General features: G+C 40.7%; 21 protein-coding genes. 14 read left to right on the plus strand and 7 right to left on the minus strand.

Annotation, left to right across the window (positions count from 1 at the left end):
• Positions 1 to 27: 27 nt before the first annotated feature.
• On the plus strand, positions 28 to 1,203 hold the full coding sequence (gene nhaA, locus H8B21_RS14095; protein WP_190314405.1) for a Na+/H+ antiporter NhaA: 1,176 nt from the start codon (positions 28 to 30) through the stop codon (positions 1,201 to 1,203).
• Between the two features lie 56 nt (positions 1,204 to 1,259).
• On the opposite strand, the gene H8B21_RS14100 is transcribed toward nhaA, so the two are convergent.
• From H8B21_RS14100 to H8B21_RS14115, 4 genes are all read right to left on the minus strand, one after another.
• Positions 1,260 to 2,171 (minus strand): OmpA/MotB family protein, encoded by a 912-nt coding sequence (locus tag H8B21_RS14100; protein ID WP_190314406.1) that lies wholly within the window; start codon positions 2,169 to 2,171, stop codon positions 1,260 to 1,262.
• 75 nt (positions 2,172 to 2,246) lie between these two features.
• Entirely contained in the window at positions 2,247 to 2,888 is a 642-nt protein-coding gene (locus H8B21_RS14105; RefSeq protein WP_190314407.1) for an outer membrane beta-barrel protein, read from the minus strand.
• Between the two features lie 21 nt (positions 2,889 to 2,909).
• Positions 2,910 to 3,896 (minus strand): Kelch repeat-containing protein, encoded by a 987-nt coding sequence (locus H8B21_RS14110; protein ID WP_190314408.1) that lies wholly within the window; start codon positions 3,894 to 3,896, stop codon positions 2,910 to 2,912.
• 13 nt (positions 3,897 to 3,909) lie between these two features.
• Positions 3,910 to 5,292: a DUF4270 family protein gene (locus H8B21_RS14115; RefSeq protein ID WP_223815038.1), complete on the minus strand. Its 1,383-nt coding sequence runs from the start codon at positions 5,290 to 5,292 to the stop codon at positions 3,910 to 3,912.
• Positions 5,293 to 5,602: 310 nt separating this feature from the next.
• Here H8B21_RS14115 and H8B21_RS14120 point away from each other — a divergent pair, with 310 nt between their 5' ends.
• The 10 genes from H8B21_RS14120 to H8B21_RS14165 all read left to right on the plus strand — a co-directional run bounded on the left by H8B21_RS14120 (position 5,603) and on the right by H8B21_RS14165 (position 17,808).
• Complete coding sequence (locus H8B21_RS14120; RefSeq protein WP_190314410.1) at positions 5,603 to 7,123, plus strand: sensor histidine kinase; 1,521 nt, start codon at positions 5,603 to 5,605, stop codon at positions 7,121 to 7,123.
• Positions 7,120 to 7,791: a response regulator transcription factor gene (locus tag H8B21_RS14125; protein WP_190314411.1), complete on the plus strand. Its 672-nt coding sequence runs from the start codon at positions 7,120 to 7,122 to the stop codon at positions 7,789 to 7,791. The genes H8B21_RS14120 and H8B21_RS14125 overlap by 4 nt, the downstream gene beginning before the upstream one ends.
• An 84-nt stretch (positions 7,792 to 7,875) precedes the next feature.
• Positions 7,876 to 9,402: an NAD(P)H-hydrate dehydratase gene (locus H8B21_RS14130; protein ID WP_190314412.1), complete on the plus strand. Its 1,527-nt coding sequence runs from the start codon at positions 7,876 to 7,878 to the stop codon at positions 9,400 to 9,402.
• A gap of 77 nt (positions 9,403 to 9,479) precedes the next feature.
• A complete protein-coding gene (locus H8B21_RS14135) occupies positions 9,480 to 11,144 on the plus strand; it encodes a M1 family metallopeptidase (RefSeq protein ID WP_223815039.1) in 1,665 nt (554 codons plus the stop codon).
• 62 nt (positions 11,145 to 11,206) lie between these two features.
• Positions 11,207 to 12,229: a rod shape-determining protein gene (locus H8B21_RS14140; protein ID WP_105716189.1), complete on the plus strand. Its 1,023-nt coding sequence runs from the start codon at positions 11,207 to 11,209 to the stop codon at positions 12,227 to 12,229.
• 161 nt (positions 12,230 to 12,390) lie between these two features.
• The gene (gene mreC, locus H8B21_RS14145) at positions 12,391 to 13,227 is read left to right on the plus strand and encodes a rod shape-determining protein MreC (RefSeq protein ID WP_190314413.1); all 837 of its coding nucleotides are present in this window, start codon (positions 12,391 to 12,393) and stop codon (positions 13,225 to 13,227) included.
• Entirely contained in the window at positions 13,220 to 13,747 is a 528-nt protein-coding gene (locus tag H8B21_RS14150; RefSeq protein WP_190314414.1) for a rod shape-determining protein MreD, read from the plus strand. The genes mreC and H8B21_RS14150 overlap by 8 nt, the downstream gene beginning before the upstream one ends.
• Positions 13,748 to 13,764: 17 nt before the next feature.
• Complete coding sequence (gene mrdA / locus H8B21_RS14155) at positions 13,765 to 15,738, plus strand: penicillin-binding protein 2 (RefSeq protein ID WP_190314415.1); 1,974 nt, start codon at positions 13,765 to 13,767, stop codon at positions 15,736 to 15,738.
• Position 15,739: 1 nt separating this feature from the next.
• On the plus strand, positions 15,740 to 17,002 hold the full coding sequence (rodA, locus tag H8B21_RS14160) for a rod shape-determining protein RodA (protein ID WP_223815040.1): 1,263 nt from the start codon (positions 15,740 to 15,742) through the stop codon (positions 17,000 to 17,002).
• Between the two features lie 107 nt (positions 17,003 to 17,109).
• Positions 17,110 to 17,808, plus strand: coding sequence for a hypothetical protein (locus tag H8B21_RS14165; RefSeq protein ID WP_190314416.1), 699 nt, complete (start codon positions 17,110 to 17,112; stop codon positions 17,806 to 17,808).
• Between the two features lie 10 nt (positions 17,809 to 17,818).
• Here the strand turns inward: H8B21_RS14165 and H8B21_RS14170 are convergent, their stop codons facing one another.
• Genes H8B21_RS14170 through H8B21_RS14180 form a run of 3 tightly spaced genes read right to left on the minus strand, consistent with a single transcriptional unit; the run spans position 17,819 to position 20,138 of the window.
• Entirely contained in the window at positions 17,819 to 18,670 is an 852-nt protein-coding gene (locus tag H8B21_RS14170; RefSeq protein ID WP_190314417.1) for a nucleoside phosphorylase, read from the minus strand.
• Positions 18,667 to 19,284: an IMPACT family protein gene (locus tag H8B21_RS14175; protein ID WP_190314418.1), complete on the minus strand. Its 618-nt coding sequence runs from the start codon at positions 19,282 to 19,284 to the stop codon at positions 18,667 to 18,669. Before H8B21_RS14175 ends, H8B21_RS14170 begins: the two co-directional genes overlap by 4 nt.
• Entirely contained in the window at positions 19,281 to 20,138 is an 858-nt protein-coding gene (locus H8B21_RS14180) for a DMT family transporter (RefSeq protein WP_190314419.1), read from the minus strand. Before H8B21_RS14180 ends, H8B21_RS14175 begins: the two co-directional genes overlap by 4 nt.
• A gap of 617 nt (positions 20,139 to 20,755) precedes the next feature.
• Here H8B21_RS14180 and H8B21_RS14185 point away from each other — a divergent pair.
• Genes H8B21_RS14185 through aroA form a run of 3 tightly spaced genes read left to right on the plus strand, consistent with a single transcriptional unit; the run spans position 20,756 to position 23,971 of the window.
• Positions 20,756 to 21,583, plus strand: coding sequence for a prephenate dehydratase (locus tag H8B21_RS14185; RefSeq protein ID WP_190314420.1), 828 nt, complete (start codon positions 20,756 to 20,758; stop codon positions 21,581 to 21,583).
• Positions 21,584 to 21,607: 24 nt separating this feature from the next.
• Positions 21,608 to 22,714, plus strand: a complete 1,107-nt coding sequence (locus tag H8B21_RS14190) for a chorismate mutase (RefSeq protein ID WP_190314421.1) — start codon at positions 21,608 to 21,610, stop codon at positions 22,712 to 22,714.
• Entirely contained in the window at positions 22,715 to 23,971 is a 1,257-nt protein-coding gene (aroA, locus tag H8B21_RS14195) for a 3-phosphoshikimate 1-carboxyvinyltransferase (protein ID WP_190314422.1), read from the plus strand.
• Positions 23,972 to 23,977: the final 6 nt, after the last annotated feature.

Below are 23,977 nucleotides of genomic sequence, written 5' to 3' on the forward strand. Positions count from 1 at the left end.
AATAATTTTCAATAACTTCGCTGCGTTATGGCAAAATTAATCAACCGAAAAGCCCTTAAAGACTTTTTAGATTCAAGTACAGGAGGAGGCATATTATTATTTTTATGCCTTATTTTATCACTAATCATTGCGAACAGTCCATTATCTGAGGCGTTTAATAATTTGCTTGGCACCCATTTGGGATTTGAGAACTCCAGCATCCAGCTCCGATATAGCGTAGCCGATTGGATAAATGATGGGCTGATGGTGATTTTCTTTTTATTGGTAGGGCTAGAGATAAAACGCGAGTTGGTGGAAGGTGAATTATCTTCTCCACGCCAAGCCGCCCTGCCTATATTATCTGCTATCGGAGGCGCTTTGGTTCCTGCACTCATCTACACGTTGTTCAATGCTGGCACGGAAACCCATCACGGTTGGGGTATTCCGATGGCAACGGACATTGCTTTTGCACTTGCTGTTATTTCTATGTTGGGTAAGCGAGTGCCCACAAGCCTCAAGGTTTTCTTAGCTGCTCTGGCTATCGTAGATGACTTACTGGCAATTCTGGTTATTGCTGTTTTCTATTCTACCGAACTTCACTTTACTTATTTACTATATGCAGGCGCCATTTTATTACTTCTCGTAGCATTTAATCGCTTTGGTGTACGAAATTTATGGCTATATCTCGTTCCCGGCATCTTTATTTGGTATTTCATTCATCACTCGGGCATTCATGCTACTATTGCCGGCGTCCTGGTCGCCATGACTATCCCAACTAACGATAGCGATGTTGAATCTCCACTTGAAAAACTAGAGCATGCCATTGCCAAACCGGTCAACTTTATTATTGTTCCCTTATTTGCCATCGCCAATACCGCCATCACCTTCCAAAGTGAGATGATTGGTGGATTGACGTCGAATATGGGTCTCGGCATTATGGTTGGACTTTTTGTTGGTAAAACAATTGGCATCTTTAGCACTTCCTTTGTATGTATAAAATCTGGTCTTGCTCAATTGCCTGATAAAGCAACGTGGGCACATATTGTGGGAGTAGGCATGTTAGCTGGGATCGGTTTTACCATGTCTATTTTTGTCTCACTACTTTCATTTAGTGACCCGTTAAATGTTGAAGAAGCAAAGCTAGCCGTTTTATTAGGATCGTTAGTATCTGGACTCTGCGGTTATTTATTTTTAAAAGCTTTGAGCAAACGACAACAGGTATAAATATAAAACAGGCAAGTTTAACACTTGCCTGTTTTATATTCCAAAAAATCTATTTTTTAAAAACCCGCAGGTTCTACCGGTTCGCCCTGGGCAGGCATTTCCGGTTCTTTGCTTGATTCCGGCGCTTTATCGATCAACTCCATAAACTGATCCAGTTTTGGCGTAATGATAATTTGTGTACGGCGGTTTCTTGCTTTTCCATCAGGTGTTGTATTATCGGCAACAGGATTGTACTCTCCTCGCCCTCCTGCTGTCAGACGTTTCGGTTCAACACCATATTGGTTCTGTAACGCTTGTACAACAGACGAAGCCCGTAATACACTTAAATCCCAGTTGTTTCGAATGTTCTTCTGTGAAATTGGATCGGTGTCTGTGTTACCCTCGATCAACACGTCATATTCTCTGTAATCTTGAATGATCTTCGCAATTTTACTAAGTGTCTCTCCAGCTCTATCAGAGATTTCGTAGCTACCCGAACGGTAAAGCATATTATCAGATAGTGATATATATACCACACCTTTTAATACTTTCACGTCTACGTCCCGCAACTCTTCTCGGCTCAATGAGCGGGTCAAGTTATTTGTCAGCACCATATTAAGCGAATCACTTTTGTTTTTGGTATTCACTAAATGCTGAATGTATCTATTTGACGCATTAATTTCGTCAACCAATTTTGAGATATTGACGTTTCCCTGCGTATTTTGGTTAATACTCATGTCCAACGTTCCCTGCAAACGCTGTAATGCTTCGCGCAAGGATGTGTTGTTTTTGCGCTCGATTTCCAATAACTCTTCTAAATTTTTAACTTTCGTGCGGCTCTCCGCCAGCTCCATCTGGCTTTGTTGATAACGTTCGGTCAAATCCTGATGCTGCATTTGTAATGCGGCATATCTTTTCTTTCCCCCACAGCTAGCGAGGAATAAACCAGAAAGTAGGACGGCCATGATGATTATTCTTCTATTTATCATAAGTTGACAATTTTGTTTCCTAGTATCAAGCCTTGCAAAAGTGATGCCTAAAAAAAATGGAAATAGGGTGTCTCCTTAAAATTCATATCCAATTCCGACCGTATAGGCACGATTTCGTTGCTCATAAGCTGCCTGGCCAGGAGCTAGATCCCTTAACCCACGCTGGTATCCCAGATTTATCAAGTATCCGGATCGAAGCTTGTAACCAAAGCTAACGTTCCAACCAAAATCGACACCTTTTTGGGTACCGCTATCACCGAAAGAAAAACCCTGCTTAGCAGAGCCACTGTAGCTATCCGGAATATAATTTTTGCCGAATAAACCAAACCCCGCATACCCACCTGCTTTCAGAAAAAAGTTACTGGTATCCCGTAAAGGAAGCTTAGCGACTAAATTAACCGGAACCTGAAGCCAATAGGTGTGCTGTCGGACCTCCCGACTACCAAATTCCGATTGGTTAAGCACCGCGCCTAATCCCGTTATAGCCAATCCGCCCTCCGCACCAACGTATTTATTGGGGGATATCATCGCCCAACCCGACACCTGACCATTGTATGTTTTAGAAGCAGATCGTCCCACCCCACTGCTGATGTTTTCCAACAGATAGATGGAGTTGGTGGCGCCCGCGGAAACGCCGTAGTTCAGTTTCCACTCTTGCCCAGCGGCTATATCTAGAAGCGCCGACAGGAAAAAACATAGGGTATATATTTTTTTCATCTTTGATCGTGTTTATTTACATTACCAAGGGTTAGGAATAAACCGCCACATGTCATAAAAAGGTGAAGTACCGCTACGACCTGTCACCACATAAGCCGCTCCATCATGAACAAAAGACACGGCCTGATGTCTCGCCGAGCCTCCAAACGTCTGATGTTCTTCCCAGTAATCTCCCGATACGACGTATCTCCATGTAGAAGTTGTTGGCGAACCATTGTTTGCAGACAACCCTCCGGATATATAGGCATGTCCGTTTAAAACAAATACTGCCGGACTCAATCTTGTCAGATTATAGGTATAATCATCATCACGCCCAGAAAGATCCTCTTTCGGTGTCCATGTCGTTCCATCAAATGAATAGAATGTGGATACGTTCTGGTTATTGCTAGTCCCACCGCCAAGATAAACCAAATCGTTCAGCACAAAAGTGAAAGCGAACGAGCGCTTATTAGGTGTACTTGCAATTTTTGTCCAGGTTCCTCCATTAACATCCGGCGTATAACTATAAAAATCGTTAAAATCCTGTCCATCCATATCTTTTCCGGTACCTACATAACCGACATCCCTCAATGTAAATGCGACCGCACCGTAACGTGCTTCGCCGGCAAAGTCTGTAACCTGTGTCCATTTATCTTCCACAGGATCATACGCATAAAAGTCCTTGAACATCACGTTGGAATTCGTTCCCAATCCCACATAACCCTTTCCGTTCATTACAAAAGATACAGCGTTGTTACGCGCCGAACCAGGGAAGTCTGCCACACGGGTCCAATTTTGCTGCGTAGGGTTAAAACGCCAGGTATCCACAAATCTATTTGAACTTGTGCCGTAACCGGTAGTTAGATACGTATAACCATCTATGGTAAAACTGGCAGCGCCACTTCTTGGAAGCCCCTCAAAATCTGCTCCTTTTGTCCATTCATCAGGGTCATCATCGTCATCAGACGAACATGCCGCACCGGCAAATAACACAACAGTTAGTAAAAGTAATTTAATTAACCAATTCATATTTATTTAGTTTTTAGAATTTTACGTAAAATAATTGCAATTTAATAGCAGGTTTACCATCCCTTACAGCGATTTTCAAATGATCAACAGCGGATAGGAGGCTCGTCGTTGGCAAGGAAAGCAAGAGACTTTCCGCTTCATCATCTACTGTATACCGCAGTTCATTCATGTAACCTGTAAGATCAAACACATATTGCCCGTTTGCTGCACCTCCGGATTGACTACCAACCTGGTAATAGGCTGTCTGCGTATCGCTCTGAAAGCTATTGGGTAAGATGGCAACCGGCGTACCGTATCGATTTGCCCGCATGAGTATAAGCGCATTAGGCGGTGGGAAAATAGATTCTTTTGACTGATCTGTTTCGATAATAAGCTGAGCCTTACTTACCGCCGTTATACCATCGTTAACAAATAGTCTCGCAGAAGGAAACCTTAAACGCGTAACTACCCCAGTAACCCCCTGTACATAAGTGCGGTTTCCGGTTAATGAAGAAGCAAGATTATTGTTTTGATCAGATAAATCAGTCAACGGCGTTCCTTGCCTATCCGTTATAATATGATTAAATTGGTGGGTACTCGCCCCAATAGGAAAGCTGATTACCCCTTCCTCCCGCATGCCGTCACTTTGTCTTTCATGGGAATAATGAACTTCAAATACAATGGAGTCTCTAAATCCTAAAACTACGCCTTCGCTCTCATCGGCTGGCACCAATACCATTCCTTTCAGAAAATTGACAAAATCATCGTTCACCGTCAACCTCGTATCTTCGTTCACCGCCATATCGAACAGCGTCTGCCCCAGTTCGTCATTTAATTTCATCGTTACGACAGTATCTTCCGGGGTATTCGGGCGAGGCCGAAAGGATACCGAGCCCAGTGATTCGCTATCGTACGCAAATTCACGATTGGCTAATAAAGTCGTACCACCACTGGCAAATACCGGATATTCATCGTCTTCCAATGCGATCGGAAATTCGTAAGGCTCTATATCTTCGATAACGCGATGCAAATTTAGCCGAATATATTTCGTGGTATCACCATAAGAATAACCGTTATAAAAAAACCTTACAGATAAGGAATCATAACGTGAATTTTCCGGCAGGCTGCTTAAAGCCAGCTGCTCGTTTGATAACCTAAAGTATGACCGCGATTCCATGCGACCAAAATCCTCGTCGTGTATACGACCAACCAATAATAAACCTTGACCAGTGGTAGGCAATGGATCTAAGAGGAAAGTACTCGCTTCAACGGTCAATGTATCGGCCGCATTAACACCGACTGATTCGTTCGAAAGTCCGATATTCAGTCCATCACCTTTGCAAGCATTAAAAAACTGTACAACAACCAAAACAAGTATCCAAATACTATAGTGATAAACTTCTCTAAGACCGCTCATATTATACTGATTCATCTCTGCTACAAAACTGTAGATATTTAATGTTAACTAAGGTTTCATAGGGTTAAATATGGTTAAATCGAAATACCGAAAGAATTACATTAGAACAAAGACATTAAACACTAACTATCAATAAATTAAGACGGAAAATAAAATCTAAACAAGCTGTTATGCATGCGATATATAGGGATGATAGCGTTAGCACATTCTAAACTTTTTCGTTTTTTTACAACAAAAATGAAGAGCGTGGAATGTCCGGAAGAGAAAATCAAGTGGTCGACAACAGAACCTATAAATATGGAGCGGCATAATGAAACACAGGCTTAGATTATTATTTATCCCACTGATGGCATCGGGAGCCGGCATTGTATGGCTCCTAAGTTCGTGGCTGTATGGCAGCTATAATCAATACATTGAAAATACGGCTTCTACTGCAGAAAGGCAGTTGTTTGACGCTATCCAGGAGTATGTACAAGCGGCATATCATGAAGACAAACAGATTATTAATAAACCTACGTTTCTTTTTGAGAAAGCATTACACGAAGAACTCATTAAAACGTATCCGAACGTATCTGCAGATTCGCTTTCTGAAATCATGGAAAGAATAAAAGACAAGATACTTCCGTCTGAAATTCAACACGATAAACAGCAGAATAGATCAATGCATTTTCCACCAGAATCCAGGAGAACCGCTTTTCCTAAAGGAGATATGCGCATGCCTCCCCGTCCTCACCAACTTCTCCCCGGATTCCTGTTCAGCCACGTGAATTTCGATAGCACATCCTATAACATTTTATATGATCGGTTACGTGGATTACTAAACGAAAACGATTTGAAGATAAATTTTGAACTTGCCATTTTATCTGCAAAAGATGGAAAGTTTATAACGAAAGATGGCAGGATAATATTGCCTGCAGCCGTTAGAACACCCGTAAGATCCCTTTCGGGCACTATCCTGACCACACGTCCCTTACTCATTGATGCTCAACAGCACCAATTTATTACATTGACCCTAACATTGCCATGGCGACAGGCTATATACAGCTTGAGTTGGCAGTTAAGCCTTGCAGTTATTTTAGTACTCACGATCCTGGGATGTTTTGTGTATCTATTTCGAACTATTTTTAAACAAGATAAACTAGCGGAACTTAGAAAAGCATTTGTCAACCAAATGACTCATGAATTAAGGACACCCGTATCTACCGTTTATGCAGCCGTCCAAGCATTGCAAAACTTCACCGAAAAAGAGGATATCGAAAAACGAGCTATGTTTCAGTCCATTGCGCGGGAAGAGCTGGAACATTTATCCGATATGATTGATAACGTGTTGCAAGTCGCTGAGGACGATCATACGACCAGAAAGCAATTACATTACGAACATATCCATATAGAGCAACTCATTTCCAAATGCATCACGCGGGTTAGCGTAGGAAGCTCGATGCAGGACATTCAATTTGATTATGAAAATTTTGTCACGGGACTTCTATACGCTGATAAACTCCATCTGGGTAACGTTATCACCAACCTGTTTGACAACGCTATCAAATATGGCGCAAAAATTATAAAAGTTACTACCCAGGACGTCCGAGGAGGAGAATTTATAGCGATCACCGTTTCAGACGATGGAATCGGAATACCTGACACATACCATGAACTTATATTCGATCCCTTTTTCAGAGTACCGCGAGACGATAATCAACGGGGATTTGGATTAGGGCTAGCTTATGTTAAACAGATTGTCCGGCAACATAAAGGCACGATAAAACTAAAGAGCAAAAAAAATAGCGGAACCACTTTTATTATCAAAATTCCAAAAAACTACCACTTATGATCGACGTCTTACTTGTTGAGGATGAAATTAAACTTGCACAAATCATCATGTTGAGTTTAGAAATAAAAGAGTTTAATGTTCGGTTTGCGTCGACAGCTACCGATGCATTAGATTTATTTCATAAAAAAAAGCCGGATATCATTGTTTTAGATGTCATGATGCCTGGTATGAACGGATTTGCCCTAACTTCAAAAATAAGGGAAGAGGATAATGCTACGCCGATCCTATTTTTGACCGCCTTGACGTCGACCGATGATTTGCTCAACGGTTATAAAGTCGGGGGCAACGATTATCTAAAAAAACCATTTGTTATGGAAGAATTGGTTGCGCGGATTGGCGCGTTAGCTAACATGAAAATGAGAAATATAGCTGCGGATTGCACGAACATCGGCAAGTATGTACTGAATACGAGGCGACAAACACTGCATTTTGGGAATGAAACAATCGACCTATCGTACCGGCAAAGTGTATTGCTCAAAATGCTTTACGAACATCGGAATACCGTGCTTGATCGGGATGTTGTTATAAAAGAGCTCTGGAGTAAAAAACCGGCTAGCCCCAGCCGCAGTCTAGACGTTTTGATATGTCGGCTAAGAAAGAATCTTATAAAAGATCCCCACATACAAATTAAAAATATCAGGGGAATTGGATATAAAATGATGCTATAATCTTCCGCTTTTATATAAGTGTTCATTTGGATCCGATAATAATTGCATGTCAAAGCAAATTTATCTAAGTTTAAATAAAAAACGATGAAGATCCTTTCTACCTCAGCTATGTACAAATGGGAACAAGCCACTATAACGAGCCAAAATCTTGTACCTGCTGACTTAATGGAACGTGCTGCGGGCGCGTTATTTCAAGCGATACAACAATATATTGGCGAACGGCAGGCTTCTTTTTTAATCTTATGTGGTTTCGGTAATAACGGTGGAGACGGATTAGCTGTTGGGAGGATGTTACACGCCGCAGGACATGCCGTTAAAATCTATCTACTTAAACATACATCTTACAGCGCCGAAAGCCAAATCAACCAAGAGCGTCTGCGCGAGATCGGCATACCTATTTATACATTAACAACGGAAAGCCAGCTGGAATTTCCAAAAAAAAGTATAATTATCGATGCTTTATTCGGATACGGTTTGTCCCGTCAGCTGGATAATAGTTGGGAAGAACTTATTAATCAAATCAACACTGCCTCCAATCCTGTTTTATCCGTCGATATCCCTTCGGGACTCTATGCAAATAAGCCTACACCCCTAGAAGCACCGATTATACAAGCAGATATAACATATACTTTTGCCTGTCCCAAACTTAGCCTCTTGTTTCCAAAATATGCCGCGTTTACAGGTAATTTTCAAATATTAGACATTGGTTTAGACAAAAACATATTAGACACGTTACCAACGACTTACCAATATACACAAAAAGAATGCATTCAGCTATTAATACATCCGCTAAAAAAGTTCTCCCATAAGGGGACTTATGGTCATACTTACATCGTTGGAGGACGCTATGGTAGTATCGGAGCTATTATTTTAGCAAGCAAAGCGGCATTAAAAGCAGGGTGCGGATTGGTAACAACCTATATTCCCGCCTGCGGTTATTCCATATTGCAGAGTGCTTTTCCCGAAGCGCAGGTACAAACAGACCCTCTCGAAACCCATATCAGCTTGTTTCCGGAACAACTTGCGGATTATAGCGCCATCGGTATGGGTATGGGCATGGGAACACATCAAGATACGGAAAACGCTTTACGTCAACTATTTGAGCGATTTAAATTAATGTCCGAAACACCCACTTTACTATTCGATGCAGATGCTATAAATATCTTAGCAAAAAATCCTGACTGGCATACCCTCCTCCCATCGAATAGTATTTTGACTCCCCACCCCAAAGAATTGGAGCGTCTAATTGGTTCATGGGAGGATGACTTTGAAAAAATCGAAAAAGTTCGTGATTGGACCATTCGTTATCAACAGATTGTTGTCGTAAAAGGTGCAAATAGTGCTATTGTTTTACCAGACGGCAGCGTACATTTTAATTCTACAGGTAACCCGGGAATGGCTACCGCCGGTAGCGGCGATGTCCTTTCTGGTATTATTGCCTCTTTACTGGCACAACGCTATGCTCCTACAGAAGCCGCCCTGTTAGGTGTATACCTACACGGTCTGGCCGGCGACATTGCCGCAATGTCTATCCATGAAAAAAGTATTACAGCTAGTGACATTGTCGCCCATTTATCGGGTGCTTGGCAACATATTTCTTGTGAACCATGATTTGTGACTTGTGGCTCATGGTGTGTAATTTTCTTAAAATCTTTATCTTTGGAATTCACAAATCCCACTTATCATTGATGAAACTAAACATGCAATACGCTTTATTTCTCCTTCTATTTTTTATTGCCAACGACGGAGCGAAAGCACAGTTAATGAAAGCAAAAGAAATATTTACCAAAGCAGATTCCCTTCGCGGCACACTAACACCTTTTCGGACATGTTATGATATTAAATATTATCATCTAGACGTTAAAGTAGACATAAACAATCGCTTTATATCAGGAAGCAATTTCTTTAGATTTGAATCTGTTGAAGATTTCAAAAGACTACAATTTGATCTTTTTGAAAACCTTTCGGTAGACCGTGTGGAATATCAAGGGAAAGAGCTACCTTTTGAGCGGTCCTACAATGCTGTTTTTGTAGACTTTCCCGACATTATCCAGAAAGGAAAGATCGACTCTTTTAAAGTCTATTATTCCGGCACCCCTATTGCCGCTACCCGCGCACCTTGGGATGGCGGGTTCGATTGGAAAACAGATAGTAAAGGAAAACCTTGGGTAGCTACTGCCTGTCAGGGTCTAGGTGCTAGCGTATGGTGGCCAAATAAAGATCACCAATCAGACGAGGTAGATAGTATGCTGATTTCTGTTGCCGTTCCAAACGAAGTCATGAATGTCTCTAACGGCAGACTAATAAAAACTGAAAAGGTAGATAAATATTACACCAAATACCACTGGAAAGTGTGCAATCCGATAAATAACTACAACGTTGCATTGAATATTGGAGATTACGCCCATGTTACAGAGACTTATGCCGGAGAAAGAGGACCACTTTCTATCGACTACTATGTACTGAAGGAAAACCGAAGCAAGATCAAGCATTTACAAAGAAATGCTAAAGAAACGCTAGAAGCTTTCGAGTATTGGTTTGGACCTTATCCATTTTATGAAGATGGTTATAAATTGGTAGAAACGGCACATCTGGGTATGGAGCATCAAAGTGCCATTGCCTATGGCAATAAATTCCAAAACGGGTATCTGGGTGAAGATAGTTCAGATACGGGCTGGGGTTTAAAATGGGATTTCATTATCGTTCATGAATCCGGTCATGAATGGTTTGGTAACAACATAACAGCAAAGGACCTGGCCGACATGTGGATACACGAGAGTTTCACCAATTATTCCGAAGCACTTTTTATTGATTATCACTATGGAAAAGAGGCTAGTCAAGCATATATAAACGGTAACCGGCAAGGCATTTCGAATGACAAACCGTTGCAGGGTCCTTATGGTGTTAATAAAGAAGGCTCCGGTGATATGTATCTTAAAGGCGGTGTGTTACATAACATGATTCGAACCATCATTGACGATGATGATGCCTGGCGTTCTATTCTTCGCGGACTGAACAATAAATTTTACCATCAAACGGTAGATTATAAAGATATTTTAACCTATCTAAATAGCGAATCGGACATCAACTTTACAAAAGTATTTGAACAATATGTTCAGCATAAAAGCATCCCGGTATTGGAAATCATACAGCGAAATAACGGCAACCTTTTTTGTCGGTGGATCGCTGAAACGCCGGGCTTTAAAATGCCTGTCCATATCGGAAAAAAAGGACAGCCCAAAACACGTTATGAGATCAGTTCTACCTTCCAGACCTTACCCATAAAAGCCGATAGCATAGACGAGTTGGAAATTGATACATTTAATTATTATATAGGGGTGTTGGGGTTGTAGATAAAACCATTTTTTTTACTTAGGTTTGCATTTAAATTTGAAAACAAGATAATATATACTTCATGGGGTTATTTAACTGGTTTACGCAAGAAGTTGCTATCGATTTAGGGACAGCAAACACCCTAATTATACATAATGACAAAGTAGTAGTGGACGAACCTTCTATCGTTGCTTTTGACCGTACCACCAACAAGGTGATTGCTATCGGAAGACAAGCGATGCAGATGGAGGGAAAGACCCACGATAATATAAAAACAGTAAGACCATTGCGCGATGGTGTAATAGCGGATTTCACAGCTGCTGAGCATTTAATCCGCGGGATGGTAAAATTAGTGAACAAAGGCAAGTCTTGGTTTTTTCCTTCCCTGAGAATGGTAGTTTGTATTCCTTCAGGCATTACGGAAGTAGAAAAACGCGCCGTCCGCGATTCAGCTGAAATTGCAGGGGCTAAAGAGGTCTACTTGATTCATGAACCGATGGCGGCGGCCGTTGGCATAGGGATCGATGTTGAAGAGCCGGTCGGCAACATGATCATCGATATTGGTGGCGGTACCACAGAAATTGCTGTTATCGCTCTTTCTGGTATTGTTTGCGACCAATCTATCCGCGTAGCGGGAGACAATTTTGATTCAGACATCGTGCAATACATCCGTCGTCAACATAACATCATGATTGGAGAACGCACGGCAGAGAAAATCAAGATAGAAGTGGGCGCAGCGCTTCCGGAACTGACAGATCCACCAGCAGACTTCGCGGTACAAGGCCGGGATCTCATGACAGGGATTCCAAAACAGATCACCGTATCGTATACGGAGATTGCGCATTGTTTGGATAAATCAATTTCGAAAATCGAGGAGGCTATCCTAAAAGCATTAGAAATTACACCTCCCGAATTATCAGCAGATATATATCAAACTGGTATATACCTCACAGGAGGGGGCGCGTTATTACGAGGTTTAGATAAACGTATACAGGCAAAAACAAAACTTCCAGTGCATGTAGCCGAAGATCCACTACGTGCCGTAGTTAGAGGTACAGGCATAGCGTTGAAAAACATTGGAAGATTTAAATTTTTAATGCAGTAGAAGCATTATAATTCATTGAGGCTGAATTGTATTTAGAACTATAGCCTGTGTCATACTGAGGTCTATCGAAGTATATCAACACTTGCTTATAACACATGTTGTAGATACTTCACAGCGTTTTCTACCTCTTGTTGACAGCTAAATAATAGAAACCAAAACACATGAGAAACCTTTGGCTATTTCTGGTTAGATATAATGCTATATTTTGGTTTATTCTCTTTTTTGTAATATCCATTATCTTAGTTGTGCGTAACAACAATTTCCAACGATCTTCTTTTATCAATTCATCTCATGTTATCATTGGTTCATATTATGAACAAGTGAACTCCTGGAAAAGTTACCTCTCCTTAAATGAAACGAATGAGGAATTGGCTGCTGAAAATGTGTTGTTGAGGCAACAGATCCAAAATCTCCTCCAGGCTGATACTTCTGCAGACACGGTTCATATTGTAGATTCCATCGAACAGGGACGATATGCTTTTATTGTAGCGAATGTTGCCAACAATAGTATCCATAGAAAGAATAATTACCTCACGCTCGACAAGGGATCTGCTGATGGTATAGAGAAAGGTATGGGTGTTATCACCTCCAATGGGGTGGTCGGCGTGGTGCTTCAAACCTCTCCTCATTTCAGTTCTGTTCAGTCGTTATTGCATCCGGACACTAGAATTTCTGTTACGTTGGATAGCTCCGAAGTAATCGGCTCATTGGTCTGGGGAAGCAGCATAGATCCCCGTTACGGAATGGTAAGAGATATCCCGAATCACGTTCAGGTTAAGAAAGGCGAAAAAGTATATACTTCTGGGTTTTCTTTATTTCCGGCAGGCATCCAGGTGGGAAAAATCGTAGAAACAGGCATAACATCTGGAGAGAGCTTTTTAGATTTAAAGATAGAGCTATCTACAAATTTCAGCAATTTACATCATGTATATGTGGTAAAAGATTTATTAATTAAAGAAAAAGAAGAATTAGAAGCTGACAGCCAAGACAATGGGTAGAGTAATCATCATAAATATTGTCCGATTTATTATCATGGTATTGTTACAGGTAGCCTTATTTAAAAATATCGGCTACTACAACGTAGCGACCACTTATCCATATATCTTTTTCATCTTTCTTTTGCCAATAGGATTACCAAATTTATTACTGTTTCTAATTTCCTTTTTAACGGGATTAACCATAGATGCTTTTTACGATTCCGTTGGCGTACATGCTGCAGCATGCGTGGGATTAGCGCTATTTCGCATATTTTTCCATAAGATTACCATAGAAGTCGAACTGAAAGAGTCTTTTAACACACCTTCCTTAGGGATAATGGGCACTAAATGGTTCCTATCCTACGTATTTTTTGGTACATTTGTGCATCATTTCTTTCTTTTTCTTATAGAAACGTTTACGTTCTCTAATTTTCTATATACACTGGCAAGTACTATTTTAAGTAGTATATTTACAACTTGTATCATCCTATTGATGAGTCTGCTGGTCTATAAAAGAAAGTCACGCATTGGTAGCATTTAAATAAGGGCTTTACGTTCATGAATAGTTTTTTCGCTCGTAAATTTGTTATTCAGGGAATTTTTATCACTATAGCGATTGTTATAGTAGCTCGCCTGTTCTATATTCAAGTTATTGACAAAACTTACTTATTGTCAGCTAATAACAATGTATTACGTAAAGTAGTAGTATATCCTGCAAGAGGTGTGGTTTATGACCGAAACGGAAAAGTTCTGGTACAAAACGAACCGGTGTACGATTTGCTGGTGACCCCTATTGAAGCAAAAGAAATTGACACGGCACTTTTATGTCAGTTGATCGACATCGACCGCGAGGGATTCCAAACAAGAATGGATAAAGCTCGTACACATTCACCTTACCGTCCTTCCATATTTGAAAAACAGTTATCTGCAGCAACCTATGCACAGTTGCAAGAGCACTTATACAAATTCCGCGGATTCTATGTACAGAACCGGACAGTTAGAAGTTATCCGGACAGCATTGCACCACAACTTTTAGGATATATCCAAGAGGTAAATGACAAAGATATTGAACGATCCGAAGGCTTTTATCGTCCGGGCGATTATATTGGTGCGACTGGTATTGAGCGTTCTTACGAAGAACTTCTACGTGGACAGCGAGGTGTAAAAAATCAGATGGTAGATGCGCTCAATAGGCCAAAAGGCTCTTTTATGGAGGGTAAGTACGACACGCTTGCAGTGGCAGGAGATGGTTTGGTTTCGACTATTGACCACGATCTACAAATACTGGCGGAAAAGCTCATGAAAAACAAAATGGGCTCCGTTGTCGCCATTGAGCCGGCTACTGGAGAAATCTTAACTTTTGTCAGTGCGCCATCCTACGATCCGAACATGATGGTGGGAAGACAACGTGGCAACAACTACATGAAACTCTTACGGGACGAGACTCGCCCCATGTTTATCCGTCCCATTCAAGCCTCCTATCCTCCCGGATCGGTTTTTAAGGTCGTTGCTGCACTAACGGCACAACAAGCGGGTGTTATCGATGAAAAAACAGTATTTTATTGCCCTGGAGGATATCGTTACGGAGGAGGAAGGGCGATTATGCGATGTACTCACGTAGACGGCGCTACCAGTCTGGTAAAGTCAATACAGACATCCTGCAATACATACTACGGATACACGTACGCACGGATGATCGACTCTCGGGGCATGTCCGGCCCGAAGGCTTACGACCTTTGGCGTGAAGCATTGGGTAAATTTGGTCTAGGTCATACATTGGGCATAGACCTCCCGGGTGAAAAACCAGGTTTAATACCTACTTCCGATTTTTACACCAAGCGTTATGGCAATGATAAATGGCGTTCCAGTTTTAACATTTCCTTATCCATCGGGCAAGGTGAGATGGGCATTACCCCGCTGCAAATGGCTAACATTATGGCTATCGTCGCTAACCGTGGTTTTTATTACCGTCCGCATCTCGTTAAGGCAATTGGTGAAAAAGGAATCGTAAAAGATGAATTTAAGGAAAAAATAAGTGCCGGCGTAGAGGCTAAATACTATGAGCCTGTTATCGAAGGAATGCGTCGCGCTGTGAATGTTCCGGGTGGAACAGGATACCGGGTACGCGTTCCGGGTGTGGAAATGTGTGGAAAGACGGGAACAGTGCAAAATCCACATGGTGAAAACCATGCGGTATTTTTTGCTTTTGCTCCGCGTGAAAACCCTAAAATAGCCATTGCGGTGTTTGTAGAAAATGCCGGGTATGGTGGCGTATGGGCAGGTCCCATTGCCAATATGCTCGTCGAAAAATACCTCAAGGATACGATCTCTTTGCCCAAATACGAGCAAGACCGCATCTTTAATGCCAATTTCCTTCCTAAACCGAAGACTAAAAAGGAAGAGGAATTGAACAAAAGTACCTCAAACAGTAAGAAGCAAACAAGACAACCTGGTACATCAGGAACGCAGGCTACAGAACCGAGACGTGAGCTTTTTGTACATCACAGTCAGATAAGAAAGGGACATCAGTAAAATGAGAGAAAAAAGTTTTTTTGGCCGTATCGACTGGTTCACTATTCTATTGTGGTTCGCTCTTTGCTTAATTGGATGGTTTAATATTTATGCCGCCGTTTACGATCCGGAACAGCCCAGTATTTTTAGTATGGCGACAAACTATGGTAAACAATCTATTTACATTTTCACTGCCCTGATTATTGGATTCAGCATTTTGATTATTGATGCCAAGTTTTTTATTTCGACGTCTCCATTAATCTATATTGTGGTTATTTTATTGTTGATCTTGGTATTGATTATCGGTCGGAATGTCGGCGGGAATCAAGCATGGATACCGCTGGGTAGCTTCCGCTTACAACCTTCCGAGTTTGGTAAATTGGCCACATGTTTACTTCTAGCGTCCTATCTTAGCTCTCAAACAAATAAAAATCCGAATATCAAAACACTCCTTATAGGTGCGTTGATTGTTCTCCTACCTGTCGCATTGGTCATGCTCCAACCCGACACAGGTTCTGCTCTGGCTTTCTTCGCCTTGATTTTTGTCTTTTATCGCGAAGGTTACGTCGGAAACACACTCTTGCTGTTAGGTGGATTAGCTATTCTGTTGTTCATATCTGCACTTCTGGTCAATCAATGGGTGATTATTGGCATCTTGGCACTAATTGCGGGATTGCTGATCTACTCGCTACGAAAAAAAAGAAAATATATTATCAACGTCGGCATACTCTTTCTTGCATGTAGCGTATATGTACTTTGTGTAGACTATGCTTATGAACATGTTTTACAATCACATCAACGTAATCGAATTGATGTTATTTTAGGAAAAATGCACGATCCCCGTGGAGAAGGATACAATCTCAATCAGTCCAAGATAGCCATCGGTTCGGGACAGCTGCTGGGCAAGGGTTTTCTACAAGGGACACAAACTAAATACAAATTCGTTCCAGAACAAAGTACCGATTTTATTTTCTGTACCATCGGAGAAGAATGGGGATTTGTAGGCTCTACCGTACTTATAGCCATCTATCTTACATTGTTGCTTCGTTTAGTAAACATCGCGGAGCGCCAACGAACGGCTTTTGCACGCATTTATGCCTACGGTGTAGCCTCTATTCTATTTTTCCATTTCTTTATCAATATCGGCATGACGATCGGTATAGTCCCCGTTATCGGTATTCCACTACCCTTCATCAGTTACGGAGGTTCTTCTTTATGGAGTTTTACTATTCTCTTATTTATCCTATTGCGATTTGATTCAAGTCGTAAAGGGTTAAACGGGTAATCGTAAAAAAGCCGATTGCGCTCGATCCATTTATGCTATACAATGGGCTAGCTTCTATTTCTTAAATAAATTCGATAACTTTAACGAACGGTACAGCAAAGCACGATATGATAAAAACAATTGTTAAAGAACACCCATTAAAAGATATCACACTCGATTTTGATGACGAAATTACTCCCCCTCCATTTGAGCAGGAAGCGTTACGATCCTATTATGAGGCACATGATAAAACTTGGGAAATCAAAGAGCACGTATCGAAAATAGAAACCGAATTAAAAGATGTAGATGACACCATTGAAGACTTATCATTTCGACGTTTAGGCATTGAACAGGAGCTGGAAATACTAGAAGATTGGCTTGGTGTTACAGAATTGGAGGATAAAGAACTTTTTGACGGTGAAATCACCATTGATATCGGTACCTTTTTTATTACCTGTGATAAACACAACGTGGATATACAAAATCTCTACGAAAAAGTGGTCGACCTGACGGGGATATATAACCGTGATATAGAAAATATATACGAAGATGATGCAGTAATCGAACCTAAATATTTCAATGCACTCGACGAGGTCTACCCTCGCTATGAGGAGGTATCCGTCCATACGGTATCGTTAGATGATGATCATCAAGCGTTTCTAGAGGAATACGGCAAAGTAGAAGAACTTTTCTTTCATTACACTGAGTTAGCGAGAGAGATATTTGACAAATACAAAAACCTAGTTGAAACAACTCAAGTTGTCTATCGTCGGGTCGAGGTAATAGATCAGTTAATAAGAGATAAATTAAAAAGAGAAGGGAAGTAATCAAACCTAGTTAAATCCTTTCCAGCACAAACCGTATAGCCTTGTCTATAACCTCTTTCGGATTATCCAAAAAAGCATCGTGTAGTCTACTTGCAAGAATAGCGTTAATAGAAAGTGCATGGTGTCCAAACATATTTGCTAAAGCATAAACACCTGCCGTTTCCATTTCCAGATTCGTAATAGATCTTCCTTGTAGCTGAAATGCGTTTGCTTTTCGTATAAGATCAGGATACGCATTTCTTGTTCTCATTGACCGGCCTTGCCCATAAAATCCCGGTGTGGTCATTGTTATACCTTTTGGAAGATCCCGAGCTATGCGATTGATCAGTCTTTTACTGGCACTGCCAACATAAGGGGTACAGCCCAATGTGCCAAAATGGTTCATCACGGCATGTTGGATAACTTTTTCTTCTTCCGAATAATTTTTCACATAATACTGCATCAACGCGTCAAGGCCTATCGCATATTCGCTAGCCAAGATAGTCCCCATCCGAATATCACCTTGTATCGAACCGGAGGTTCCGATACGGATAATGTCCAGACTGATTAATTGTTCTTTTAACGTACGTGTTTCAAAGTCAATATTGACCAATGCATCAATTTCATTGAAAACGATATCAATATTATCCGTACCAATCCCGGACGAGATAACAGAGATACGCTTATTTCGCAACACACCTGTATGGGTAATAAATTCACGCTTACCTTTTTTTACATCGATTCGGTCAAAATAACGAGATACTTCTCCCACTCTATCGGGATCGCCCACTAAAACAATAGTGGGTGCCAAATCCTCTGGCAACAGATTAAGGTGATAAATACTTCCGTCGGCATTAAGTATTAGTTCTGAATCAGTTATCATAAAGTATGAAGATATGCATATTGAACACCATCTAACTTGTCGAGTTTCTGGACAACCTGGTTAACTAGTAACTTCCTCACTTCAACATCCATAGAACAGTTGTTATCGAACTCTTGTTTTAAAATAGGCAAATTTTCTTCCTTAACCAAACGCATAACATCATTCATCTGCAAATAATCAAAAGTAATGCGATAAACATCGTTAACTGTTTTCTCCACAATTTCAGCAGCATCCAACGCTTCTTGTGTAGCTGTTTTATAAGCGTTTATCAATCCCGGAACGCCCAATAATGTACCGCCGAAATAACGTACCACCACAACCAATACATTCGTGACATCCTTCGATAATAAGGTGTTTAAAATGGGACGACCTGCGGTTCCCGATGGTTCTCCATCATCGTTCAATCGAAAAATAGAACGATCTGGCGTTAAGCGGTACGCCCAGCAATGATGGCGTGCCTTGGGGTGTAGCGCCTTTAATTCAGCAATGATATCTTTTAGTGTATCTTCATTTTTAAAAGGGTAAGCATAAGCAATGAACTTGCTACCTCTATCCCTAAACAATCCTTCACTTGGCTTTTCAATGGTTAAATATGTATCTTCAAACAAACTCACAGATATGCAATGATTAAAACGGAAATAACAGCTAATAATAACCCTATCTTGTTCAATCGTGTCAGACGTTCACCAAAAAAACCGACACCAACAATCGCTCCTAACAAAATAACACCAATGTTCATCCCAGTAAAGACGACAGACGGACTGTTCGATAATGCTTGATGGGCCTTCATGTAAAACAAGATATTACCAAAGTTAAACAATCCCAAAAGGATTCCCCAAATGACAGACTTAAATTGTATACGTTCTTTCTTGATTGCAATGCGGTAAGTGAGTAAAAGAAAAGAAACGACGATAGCCAAAATAAATATCAGCAACATGGAGTAAGTATAAGGGACTTGTTTATAAAGTGCTACCTTTTTGAATAAAATATCAATAATCCCCATTCCAAAAAAAACCGCCACCGCATAACCCCACGTTCCCTTGCGTTTAACTATACCACCTTTTTTCCATCCAATGGAGCATAGGATAGCCGCAATCCCCACTGCTATACCCAACAATTTGGACACACCTATAGTTTCATGAAAAATAAAAAATGAAGCTAACAATGGGATAAACAACGAAAGACGTTGTGCAATTTCCGTTTTGACTATACCACTGTATTGAATAGCGTACGCAATGCATAAAAATATCAATGGTAGAAGTACCGCTAACGACAAATATAATCCCCATGGTAATGTACTTAACACAACCGTAGTCGCCCCCGGCTTTAAAAACAATAAAGTCGCCAATGCCGCCACGGGATAGTTCCAAACAATTAAATGGAGATGCTGTATCCCACGCTGTTTAGCCAGTTTAATAACAATCGACACCGTGACACTGCACATAACGCTAATGAGTACGTATAACATAGAAAAAACAAAGGAATGAAATTATGTATTCTTCTCCAAACCGGACTAGATCTCAAATATAAACCGGCACCCTAGCCTCATTAAGAGCAGCTTATTTTCAATAATACACATCAATTTACACTTAATAATATATTAAAATAAACCTATTTTTTTCACAAAAAATTAGATATAAAATATCATAAAAAAACGATAAAAAATAAATAATTTTATATAAAATTAAAGTAAAAAAAACACACAATATACTATATAACAAACATTTTAAAAAAAACAATGACACAAAAACAAACATAAAAAACACCATTATTTTTAAGAAAAAATAATCAAAATTTTAACTAAAAAATACTTATTTTTTATATCAAATTCACAGTAAAAAAGCATTTATTTTTAAATTTATTTTGCATATATAAAATAATAATTCTACTTTTGGATTGTAGAATTTGAGACATGATGATACACAACACATACTTTTATTTTGGCAACTTTTACTTTAAAACGTAAAGCCGGGATTTTATGTGTTTGTGTGAATAGACAAAAAGTCCCGGATGATGTTCGGGACTTTTTTTGTAGGACGAGCTCATTGATATCTGAAACACTTAACTCATCAATATAATAATTGGATGAAAACAAAAATTGCAATACAGGGCGTTAAAGCCTCCTTTCACGAAGAAGCCGCTCATAAATATTTCGGCGATGAGGATATCGAAATTTTGGAGTGCGAATCTTTCAAAAAGACCTGTGAGATGCTTAAACATGGCAAAGCGGATTATGTCGTTATGGCCATAGAAAATGCTATTGCGGGCAGCATTTTGCCTAATTACAATCTACTTCGTGATTATAAATTTCACATCATTGGCGAAGTACACTTAAATATACAACAAAACTTGCTGGCATTACCTGGCGCAAAACTTTCAGATATAAAATTCGTTGAATCACACCCGATTGCTATCCGTCAATGCGATGAATTTTTAAGTGAACATCCGGATTGGACAATAAAGGAGGGAATGGATACTGCCGCCTGTGCCAAAAGCATTATCGAAAATAAGCTCACCAATACCGCGGCAATTGCTAGTGTCGCGGCGGCCGAATTATATGGTTTAGAAATCTTGGAAAAAAGAATAGAAACCAATAAGAAAAATGCGACACGTTTTTTAATCTTGTCGAATGAGATCATCGAACAAAAAAATGCAAACAAAGCCTCCCTATCCTTTCAAACAGGAAATGCGGTAGGTGCTTTAGCTAATGTGCTACAATGTTTCTCGGAGCAAAATGTAAATCTAAGCAAAATCCAATCTATGCCTGTAATAGGTCGTCGAAACGAATACGATTTCTATGTAGATGTAGAATGGAAAAAGCAAAGCGACTACGATGCAGCTATCCGCAAAGTATTGAAACACACCATAAATTTCACCATTATGGGGGAATACGTAAAAAACGAAAAAGTATAATATAAAAAGATTAAGTATAAAAATATGAAACATACATTAGATATCGTTCCTTTAAAATCTTGGATAGATACAGGCGATAAACCGTTAATTATTGCAGGGCCGTGCAGTGCGGAGACAGAAGAACAAGTAGTCTCTACCGCACATCTATTGGCAAACACAGGAAAAGTAAACGTGTTACGGGCAGGAATCTGGAAACCCCGTACCCGCCCAGGCGAGTTTGAAGGAATAGGGAACGTAGGTTTGGAATGGCTAAAAAGAGCCAAAGCAGAAACAGGTCTATTGACCGCGACAGAAGTAGCCACAGCTAAACATGTAGAAGAAGCGTTGGCTGCTGGTGTAGACATCCTATGGGTGGGCGCACGTTCTACAGCAAATCCATTTACTGTACAGGAAATTGCCGATGCATTACAAGGTGTTGATGTACCTGTATTAGTTAAAAATCCCGTTAACCCAGACCTTTCTTTATGGATTGGCGCATTAGAACGCATCAACCGCGCCGGTATTAAAAAACTAGGAGCTATCCACCGTGGATTCTCTTCTTTTGAGAAAACTGCTTTCCGTAACGAACCGATGTGGGATTTAGCCGTCCAGTTGAAATCAGCGTGTCCTGAGCTTCCTATCATCAATGACCCTAGCCACATCTGTGGAAATCGCGAACTGCTCCCTTACATTGCACAAAAGGCAATGGATATGGACCAACAGGGTTTGATTGTAGAATCACATATCGATCCTTCGGTAGCGTGGACTGATGCAAAACAACAAGTAACTCCTGCTGCATTAGCAGACTTGATCGACCACTTATCGGTTCGCCATCCAGAATCCAACAATCCAGTTTTCGATGATAAACTTGCCGAATTGCGTCAGCAAATAGATAAGTTAGACGACGCAATCCTAAAGCAAATTGGCGACCGCATGAAAATTGCTGAAAAAATCGGAGAGTACAAACGTGATAATAACGTAACTATCCTACAGGTTAGTCGTTGGGATGAAATCGTAGAAAAAAGAGTTCAACTTGCGAAAGCATTGTCACTTAGCGAAGACTTTGCAACTAAATACCTGGAATTGTTGCACAACGAGTCTATTCGCAAGCAAAATGAAGTGATGAACGCAAAATCTGTGGCGGAGGCATAAATGAGTTCGATACCACTTACACTTCGTCGTCCGTCGAAAGTAATACAAGGCACGGTTCAACTTACTGGTTCCAAATCAGAGAGTAACCGTGCTCTTATTATAAAAGCGCTAAGCCGAGGAGCAGTTAAAGTAGAAAATCTATCCGCTGCCGCTGATACTGTCATTATGAAAAAGGCGCTCACATTGGCGGACACGTCCCGTGAAACGGGAGAATCCGTCACGGTGGATATTGGTCCTGCGGGAACAGCTATGCGTTTCCTTACCTCTTACCTGAATCTGGTAGAAGGCAATTTTATCCTTACCGGTACGGAACGCATGCAACAGCGTCCTATCGGCATCTTGGTAGATGCATTGAAAACACTCGGTGCAAACATTGAATATGAGAAAAAGAGCGGCTTTCCTCCATTGGAAATCAAAGGCGGAATGGTGCAGAAAAAACAGAGCGTCCATATTAAAGGAAATGTCAGTAGTCAATACCTATCGTCTCTCCTCCTTATAGCCGCTTCTCTAAAACAAGGGCTTGTGTTGGAAATTGAAGGAGAACTGACATCTAGGCCTTATGTCACTATGACCTTGGACATGTTGCAGGAAGCTGGAATATCCCATACTTGGATAGACAATACTATTGAAATAGCACCACAGGAATTTAAACCGACAACAATTTATGTTGAACCGGATTGGAGTGCGGCGTCCTATTGGTATGCTATAGTAGCTTTATCTAAAAAAGGAGAAGTCGTGTTACCAGGTTTAAAAGCACACAGCTTACAAGGTGACATCGCCATTGTGGATATCATGACACACTTTGGGGTAGCTAGCTCTTTTCAGGAGGACGGATTACATATTGCAAAGGTTAACGAAGGCACTGATAAGGTACTATTTGATTTTAAGGCGTGTCCGGATTTGGCGCAAACAATCGTCGCATTGGCAGCCGCTATTCGTCGCGATATCTCCATAACGGGTGTGGAAACCTTGAAAATAAAAGAAACAGACCGATTGGCCGCGTTGAAAAACGAAATAGAAAAGTTTGGTGCTACGATAGTCGCTGATGGCGAAACCTATCATATCAAAGCAAAGGAAGCTTACGCGCCAAAACAAGTTACATTTGACACGTATGAAGACCATCGGATGGCCATGGCATTCGCGCCATTGGCATTGATTTTTGACGAAGTAACGATTAACGACCCGGTGGTGGTGGAGAAGTCTTACCCCAATTTTTGGGAACACCTGCAACAACAGGGCTTCACCATCGAGCAATAGGTAAAC

Origin of the sequence: Sphingobacterium chuzhouense, assembly GCF_014692525.1 — a bacterium.
Classification (GTDB): Bacteria; Bacteroidota; Bacteroidia; order Sphingobacteriales; family Sphingobacteriaceae; genus Sphingobacterium; species Sphingobacterium chuzhouense.